The organism is Megasphaera jansseni (assembly GCF_047974155.1).
Lineage (GTDB): Bacteria > Bacillota > Negativicutes > Veillonellales > Megasphaeraceae > Megasphaera.
On sequence record NZ_JBHYRR010000024.1, the window covers coordinates 41,292 to 49,621 of the forward strand.

The window sequence follows — 8,330 nt, forward strand, 5'->3', positions numbered from 1 at the left end:
ATCGAATGACGGGCAACCTCTCAGACCGCCTGCGGCGGCCAGCTCCCCTATTAGGGGAGCCTTGCGACCTGCGAACTGCGACCTGCGGCCTGCGAATACATGTACGACGTCATCACCATCAGTCCGGGCGGGCAACCTCTCAGACCGCCTGCGGCGGCCAGCTCCCCTATCAGGGGAGCCTTGCGACCTGCGGCCTGCGGGCCGCCTTGCAGGCGGCCCCTACATATACGCGGCATAGACCGCTTGTCCCAGGGCGATGCCGCCGTCGTTGGGCGGGACCGTACTGTGTCTGAGGACGGTGAAGCCCAGCTGCTGCAAGGTCTGGTCGCAAAGGCGCAGGAGCAGGCGGTTCTGGAAGACGCCGCCGCTCAGGGCTGCCGTAGTCAGTCCCGTTTCCTCGCGGACAGCCAGGCAGGCGCCGGCAATCATGGCGGCCAGTCCCTGATGAAATTCATAGGCCAGGCAGCCAGCCGCTTCCCCGGCCAGGCGGCCTTCCAGGATTTGGCGGACCAGAGCGCCTGTCGGCAGGAGCAGCCGGTCCTGCCCATGGAGGGGCGCCATCGGCGCCACGCCCGCTGCGGGATGGTCTTTTTCCCAGGCTTCCGCCGCAAACTGGAGGGCCATCGAAGCCTGGCCTTCAAAAGTCGAAGCCCGGCAAATCCCCAAGATGGCACTGATACCGTCAAAGAGGCGGCCGGCACTGGTCGACAAGACACTGTTGACCTGCTGGTCGGCCAGAAAGAACTGGGCCTGCCGTTCCGCTTCACTGCAAAGGTGCAGGGCCTCAATCATGGCCGCAGCCTGGCTGCGGTCCTTCTGCAGGCTGTCGATGAGGCTGACGGCAATGCGCCAGCCTTCACGGGCGGATGCATCGCCGCCGCGCTGCCAGAAGGGCTGGATGGACGCGGCCCGCTGAAAATCGTGGACGTCGCTGACCAGGACTTCGCCACCCCAGATGGTCCCGTCTGTCCCGTAACCGGTACCGTCAAAGGCTACGCCGATGACAGGCTCTTCCCAGTCGTTTTCAGCCATGCAGGACAGGATATGGGCATAGTGATGCTGGACGGGAAGGACGGGCAGGCCCAGTTCGTGGGCTACAGCCGTCGTATTATAGCGCGGGTGCAAATCGCAGGCGACGACAGACGGATGCGCTTCCAGGAGCGTCGTCATCCGCCGGATGGACTGGCGCAGGGCTTCAACAGTCCGTATATCGGCCATGTCGCCGATGTACGGCGAAGGATAGAACAGGTGATTGCGGCCGATACAGAAACAGTTCTTCAGTTCCCCGCCGATAGCCAGGACATCTTTCCCACTCCCCTTTCCATAGAAGAAAGGCAGCGGCGCATAGCCCCGGGAGCGGCGTATCATATAGGGCCTGCCATCATACCAGTCCATGACCGAATCATCGGCCCGCAGGCGGATGCGGCGGTTGTGGCTCAAGATGAGGTCGCAGAGGCCGGATAATTCCTTCCGCGCTTCTTCGTCATCGTGACAGATAGGCGCACCGGATTCGTTGGCACTGGTCATGACCAGGGCATCGGGCACGACGAGGCCATCGTCATAGGTGAAGAGCAGGAGATGGAGCGGCGTATACGGCAGCATGACGCCGACAGACGGATTACCCGGCGCAATGGATGGCGCCAGGGTCTGACTGCTTTTCTTGGGCAGTAAGAGAATCGGCTTCTGGTGCCCATCGAGGACTTTTTCTGTCCCGGCGGGGACGACGCATTGGCGGCGGACGGCGTCGAGGTCCTTCATCATGACGGCAAAGGGCTTCACAGGCCGCCGCTTGCGCTGCCGCAGGGTCTGGACAGCCTGTTCATTGCGGGCATCACAGCAGAGGTGGAAGCCGCCGATACCCTTGACGGCGATGATTTTCCCATCGACAATAGCCTGTCTGGCGGCGATGATAGCCTGGCGGCGCCGTTCGGGCCGGTCCAGGAGATAGACTTCCGGACCGCAGTCGTTGCAGCAGACCGGCTGGGCATCGTAACGCCGCGTTTCGGCGTGGGTATATTCATATTCGCACTGGGGACACATGGGGAATTCGCCCATACTCGTCCGTTCGCGGTCATACGGCATGGCATCGAGGATGGTCAGCCGCGGGCCGCAGGCCGTACAATTGATGAAGGGATGGAGATAACGGCGGTTGGTCTTATCGAAGAGTTCCTGCTTGCAGGCGTCACAGATAGCGATGTCCGGCGACACGAAGATGTCCCCTTTTTCTTTCGCACTTTCAACGATGGAAAAGGCATCATACGGCGGCCTGTCTTCGGTCGTCGTGACGACCTTCAGGATAGCCGACCGCTCGGGAGCCTGGCCTTCCAAATCGTCGCGGAAGGCAGCCAGCGCCGATGGAGAGCCTTGGGCCAGGATTTCCACGTAAGAGCCCTTATTGCAGACGGTCCCGCAGAGGCCATGAGCCGCTGCGATGCGGCTGACAAAAGGCCGGAAACCGACGCCTTGGACGATGCCGAAGACACAAATCCGTTCTGTACGCATCTTATCCCCTCCCGGATACGGCAAAATGCGGAAAATCGACGTACTGGCCGTGGAAGTTCGGCAAAGCCCGGCGGAAATAAGCATCGCCGAGAATGATATCGAACTGGTCGTTATCGGCCAGGCGGCGCAGGTCGTCTTCTTCACGGAGCTGGATATGATCCGTTGCCGGCTGTCCAGGGAGCCCCATGAACCACGAAGCCGTCGTCACATAAGCAGCTCCTGCTTCTTCGGCCATCGCCGCCATAGCCGAGGCGGCCACGTGCTGATGGATGATGAGGACGTTCTTGCCAGAAAAGAGATTGTCGTCGAAATCGACGACGGCATCGAGGCCGAAGTAATGGAGCTCATAAGGCGTGCCGAAGGTCTTCTTCAGATATTGGGCGGCTTTCAGGCCGGCCGGTGATACGACCAGGTTGAGGGACGCCTTGCCGGCTTTGCGGTAATCGTCGATTTCATCGAATAAGAGGATCTGCTGCCAGCCGTCTTCGACCAGGGACTGGCTAATCCATTCAATATCGCCGGGATGCATCAGTTCCAGCGGGACGGCGCCGAGGACACCGACCGTATCGGCTTCGGCCTGCTGCGCCGGGTCGGCCAGGGCTGGGAACAGGGCATCGTAAGCTTTTTCCATGCCCTTGTCGTAGTGATCCATGCCCGTCGTATCGACAGTGATGACCGGTATGGACAGTTTCTTTTCGGCCATATGCTTCAAGGCCTTATAGTCCGTACCGATGACCGACGGGACCGGCGTACCGACGATAGCTGCAAAGTCGGCGTCGATTGTTTCAGCAGCCTGGCAGAGTTTGTCGACCAGACGGTCATCGCGGCCGAGGATGGCGTCCATATCGCGCAGGCCGGCACTGAAGACGGCGCTCTTCTTGCCGCTGAACCAGCGCGGTTCATCGAAGCCGCAGATATTGCCGGCACAGCCGCCGGCGTCACAGATGACGACGATGCCGTTCAGTCCGTAGAGGACGGCAGCCGCGCCGGAATCGTCCGGTGCAAAGGGTGAAATATATTTCCATAAACCTTTCATGGATGTTTCCTTTCCAACAAAGCCTGATCCAGTCCCTGTAACAGGGAAATGACTCCGGCATAGCCGAAGGGCTGGATATCTTCATCCCAAGCGAGATGAGCGGCCTGTTCATGATAATATGCGGCATCTTTGCCAATAGTGACGTCGACAGGATGGTCCTGTCCCCGGTAATAGAGCATGGACGGCGACAAGTTGGAGTATACCTGGGTATCCGGGCTCAGCTGGGCCAGGTGGCGGAGATAGACGAAATCGTCGGGTCCCAGATTAGCGTAGATTTCGCGGATGACGAAACCGTAGCGAGTCAGGGCCAGGGCCATTTCAAAGGCATTGCCGTTCTGCATCTCGCCGATGGCGACGGTCGTTCCGCTGTATGTCTCCCGCACCTCCTGGACGACGGCCTGGGCCCGTTCATGCCACGAACTGTCATCGATTTCCGTTCCCAGTACCTGTGCCAGGGCCTGATACTGTTTATGGATCTGAGCGACCTGGTAGAGCCGGGTCAGTTCGATACTGGGAATACCCAGGCGCTTTTCCATATCCTGGGCAGCCAGGCGCGATTCCGGGTTGAGGACCAAATTAACATTGGCCTGGGACATGGCCTTATAGGCCGCAAAGTCGGAACAACGGGAAATCTCATTGATCTGGTTGAAGCCGACGCCTTTCAGGATGGCGTACAGCTCACAGTCGTCCTGCAAGGGCGCGAAATAACCTAAGAGATTGATTGTCCGGCGGCGGCGCGGCTGTTTTTCCAGCAGCGAGTAAATGGCCCGGCGGACGTCGACCATCGGCGGTTTGCGCCCTTCTCGTGTCAAAGCGTACATATAACAGGGCACGACGGGCAGGCCCGCTTCCTTTTCAGCTTTGCGGCAGACCCGTTCCATATCGGTCCCCAGCAGGGCGTCGACACAGGTCATGCAGATCATGACGACCGACGGCTTTTCCGCCAGGCTGTCGACGACTTCACAGACGGCTTGAGGTATTTTTTTCAGATGGCGGCCCGTGACGATGTCCGTTTCATCCATGATGTAGAAGAAGAAACGGTCGCTGTAGCCTCCCATCTCACTGAGGATGGTCGTATTGCGGCCACAGCATCCCGGCCCGACCAGGAGCATGACCGATCCGGGAATGGACAGGCCTGCCCGCTTGACACCGAAGCCCTGGGCCCCAGGCGAGTTAAAAGCCAGGGCAGCCGGCGAATTATAGATGAGGTGCGTCGACGTAATAAGTTCAGCCGGGATATCATCGCGGCCGCGCGCCACTAAGTCCTTCACGGTAATAGCATAAGGTTTTCGTTCTGTCATAATCATTCCTTGTCTTGTAATAATTTTTGAGCCAAATCGAGGAAGATACGGCTGATAGGCAGGTCTGGGTCGCCTTCGATGACGGTCTGGCCCAGATCTTCATAACGGTTGATATCGTCGCTGCGGGGAATATCGCCGACGATGGAAAGGTGGGCTTTTTCCGCAAAGGCCCGGACCTTCGCTTCTTCGTCAGGGACGTTGCGGCGGTTCAGGATGATACCCCGGACTTTGGCATAGCTGCGGTCGGCAAAATTCGCCACGGCCGTACTGATGTTGTTGGCTGCATAAAGGGCCATTTTTTCGCCCGACGTGACGATGAGGACCTGTTCCGCATAGCCTTCGCGGATAGGTGCTGCAAAGCCGCCGCAGACGACGTCACCGAGGACATCGTACAACACGACGTCAGGAGCGTATTGTTCAAAGAGGCCTAAATCCTCTAACAGAGAAAAGGTGGCGATGATGCCCCGGCCGGCACAGCCCAGGCCCGGCGTAGGACCGCCCGTTTCGATACAGAGAACGCCGCCATAGCCGATGCGGGAAATATCCTCGATTCGTTCCGGGTCTTCATCGTGTTCCCGCAGGTAATTCATGACCGGCTGGACGGGGTGGCCGCCGAGCAGGTTGAACGTCGAATCGGCCTTGGGGTCACAGCCGATCTGGATAACTTTTTTGCCTAAATAGGCGAAGGCAGCGGCCAGATTACTGGTCATCGTCGATTTCCCGATGCCGCCCTTACCATAAATCGCAATTTTCAGCATACGCGCCTCCTACTGCGGCATAGGCGGGTAAATCGTCTTGGTGCTGACTTCCGGGAGCATCCCTAATTTCCCCGACAAGGCACTGATAACATCCTGCGGAGCATCGACGATGAGACTGATGACGTTGATATCCTTGTCCTTATAAGGGACACCCATGCGGCCGACGACGTACTGGCCATATTCATGCAGGATTTCATTCAATTTAGCTGATTCTTGGCGATTGCCTACGATGATACCGATTAAAGCGACTCTCGTTTCCATATTCGTACCTCCTAAAGAAAAAGGCGCTGCCTATGAAGACAGCGCCTTTTGAGTTTTTAGTTTGCAGTTTCAAACTTTATACTACAGACTATAATCAAAAGGGACCGTGCATAGCGGCAAAAGCATGCGACAGTCCCTTCGGATAATAGTGCTTTCGCCTCGTCTGCGCAGTCAAATCTTTGCAGAGGAGCACGGCTGCTTCATAGATGAAGTTTTCCGTCAGGCAACCCTTACGGAGCACTTATTTACCCTATTATTATAACAGATTTAGTCTAATTTGGCGAACAAATTACTCATTTTTCCCCGCTAAGAAAGCGTGGTATTTTTCATTGAACGTAGCCTTGTTCAACTCTTTTTCCCAGCAGGCGACGACAACCGTAGCCATGCAGTTGCCACAGACGTTGCAGATCGTGCGGATCATGTCGAGGAGCCGGTCGATGCCGAGCAGGATGGCGACACCTTCTGTCGGCAGATTAAAGGCCGCTGCCGTCGCGGCGACGACGATGATGCCGGCACCGGGAACGCCGGCAATGCCCTTAGTGGACAACATGAGCGTGACCATGACCAGCAGCTGTTGTTCAATGGGCATCTGGATGCCGTAGAGCTGGGCAATGAATAAGATACCGGCCGAACTGTACAGCGTCGAACCGTCGAGGTTAAAGGAATAGCCCGTCGGCATGACGAAGGTGACGATTGTCTTGGGGACGCCCAATTCTTCCAGGCGCTTCATGGCACCGGGCAGGGCCGCTTCACTGCTGGCCGTCGAGAAAGCCAGGAAGAGGATGTCCTTCAAGGCACGGATGACGTGGAAGAAATTGATACCCGTAAAGACGCTGGCAATGAGAGCGACGACGCAGATGAACAGTGCCGTAGCGCCGGCGACGGACAAGATGAGTTTGCCCAAGGGAATGAGCATGGCAATGCCATAACTGCCGACGGTATAGGCAATCATGGCAAAGACACCGATAGGCGCGAAGTGCATGACGTAGCCCGTGACTTTAAACATGGCTTCAGCCACACTCTGGCAGATATCGACGATGGTTTCACCTTTCCCGCCGATATGAGCGACGGCGACGCCAAAGAAGCAGGCAAAAAAGATAATCTGCAACATATCCTGCCGGGCCATGGCATCGACGATATTGGTCGGGATGATGTGGACGGCGTAGTCGACGAGGTCGACACTGTGCTGGCTGGCAGCGGCAGCATTGGAAGCATTGGCAGCTGACGCCGATAAGGTGACGCCAACGCCGGGTTCTGCGATGTTCATGAACAGCAGGCCGATGGCCAGGGCAATGGTCGTAGCGAACTCGAACCAAATGATGGCCTTGCCGCCTAAGCGGCCGAGCTTTTTAAAATCGCCTGTGCCGGCAATGCCCATGACCAGGGTACTGAAGATGAGGGGGACGACGATCATCTTGATCATGCGCAGGAAGGCATCACCGAAAGGTTTCAGCTTATCGCCGAAATCGGGAAACAAATAACCGACCAGGGCACCGAGGGCCAGGCCGATCAAAATTTGGGAACTCAAGCCAATTTTTCTTTTCAAGGCTGTATCTCCTTTTCTCTGGTAATAAAAAAACAGCAGATAAATAAAATTGTATGCTATTTTCGCCAAATACACAAGGTTTTGTACGTATCTTTTCGTCACAAAAAGATAACTTCTTGACACAGCGGGTACAGCCTCTTATAGTATAGTAAAAAGAAGAACAGGAGTTGAGCGTATGATTTGTCCTAAATGCGGTACGGAACTGCGCGATGGCGTCCTCATGTGCCCGATTTGCGGCACCAAACAGGAAGTGCCGCCGCCAGTTCCCCCTAAAAACATACAAAATAACCCGAAAATCTTTACCAAGACCCGGGTTATTAGTGTCATCATCATTGCAGCCTTTATCATCATCGGCTTGTGCAAGGTGTTCTTATTCAAATGATTTTAGATTCGGGAAATGACAGCATCGTCGTCAATGAAAATGCCGTTGTTTCCCATATCACCGGAAAAACGGTCTGTTTCCACTGCGGCCTGGATTCCCATAAGGGTATTGCGGAAATGGAGTGTCCCTCGACTATAACGGTCTCCATCAGCACCATTAAAACCGTCGATATCGGCGCGTTCTAATAACATCTGGCGCGTATCTTCCGATAAGTCGCCCCATCTCATTCCCAACAAGGTCCGTGAAAGCATAACCATCCATCCTTTCGTTTAAATTTGACAAAGAGTAAAAAAAGAGCAAGGGCAGAGTGTGTACTCGTAAGACATCTTTGTCCTTGCTTTTATTCTTTGTATCCATTATATATTTCACAATAAGAAAAGTCAATCCGTTATGTGAAAAATAATGTGCCATTCGCAGGCCGCAGTTCGCAGTTCGCTGTCAGCGGTTAGCAGTTAGCAGTTAGCCATCGCAGTCCAGCGGACTGCTCCGTAGGGGCTTGCACGTGGCAAGCCCGCTATGACTATGTGAGCATAACGTATGCTTG

Annotated in this window: 8 protein-coding genes; 1 reads left to right on the plus strand and 7 read right to left on the minus strand. The window is 56.1% G+C overall.

Annotated elements, in window-relative coordinates:
• Nucleotides 1–219 precede the first annotated feature (219 nt).
• From hypF to ACE418_RS09790, 6 genes are all read right to left on the minus strand, one after another.
• On the minus strand, nt 220–2,502 hold the full coding sequence (gene hypF / locus ACE418_RS09765) for a carbamoyltransferase HypF (RefSeq protein WP_416450432.1): 2,283 nt from the start codon (nt 2,500–2,502) through the stop codon (nt 220–222).
• Between the two features lies 1 nt (nt 2,503).
• The gene (locus ACE418_RS09770) at nt 2,504–3,538 is read right to left on the minus strand and encodes a nitrogenase component 1 (RefSeq protein ID WP_416450433.1); all 1,035 of its coding nucleotides are present in this window, start codon (nt 3,536–3,538) and stop codon (nt 2,504–2,506) included.
• Nucleotides 3,535–4,839 (minus strand): nitrogenase component 1, encoded by a 1,305-nt coding sequence (locus tag ACE418_RS09775; protein WP_416450434.1) that lies wholly within the window; start codon nt 4,837–4,839, stop codon nt 3,535–3,537. Before ACE418_RS09775 ends, ACE418_RS09770 begins: the two co-directional genes overlap by 4 nt.
• Nucleotides 4,840–4,841: 2 nt before the next feature.
• A complete protein-coding gene (locus tag ACE418_RS09780) occupies nt 4,842–5,597 on the minus strand; it encodes a nucleotide-binding protein (RefSeq protein WP_416450435.1) in 756 nt (251 codons plus the stop codon).
• Nucleotides 5,598–5,606: 9 nt separating this feature from the next.
• Nucleotides 5,607–5,858: a TM1266 family iron-only hydrogenase system putative regulator gene (locus ACE418_RS09785; RefSeq protein WP_416450436.1), complete on the minus strand. Its 252-nt coding sequence runs from the start codon at nt 5,856–5,858 to the stop codon at nt 5,607–5,609.
• Nucleotides 5,859–6,147: 289 nt separating this feature from the next.
• Nucleotides 6,148–7,404: a dicarboxylate/amino acid:cation symporter gene (locus ACE418_RS09790; protein WP_416450437.1), complete on the minus strand. Its 1,257-nt coding sequence runs from the start codon at nt 7,402–7,404 to the stop codon at nt 6,148–6,150.
• Between the two features lie 175 nt (nt 7,405–7,579).
• On the opposite strand from ACE418_RS09790, the gene ACE418_RS09795 reads away from it, so the two are divergent.
• Complete coding sequence (locus ACE418_RS09795; RefSeq protein WP_020311925.1) at nt 7,580–7,786, plus strand: zinc-ribbon domain-containing protein; 207 nt, start codon at nt 7,580–7,582, stop codon at nt 7,784–7,786.
• A 2-nt stretch (nt 7,787–7,788) separates the two neighbouring features.
• Here ACE418_RS09795 and ACE418_RS09800 read toward each other — a convergent pair whose 3' ends face one another.
• On the minus strand, nt 7,789–8,013 hold the full coding sequence (locus tag ACE418_RS09800; protein WP_416450439.1) for a hypothetical protein: 225 nt from the start codon (nt 8,011–8,013) through the stop codon (nt 7,789–7,791).
• Between the last annotated feature and the right edge of the window lie 317 nt (nt 8,014–8,330).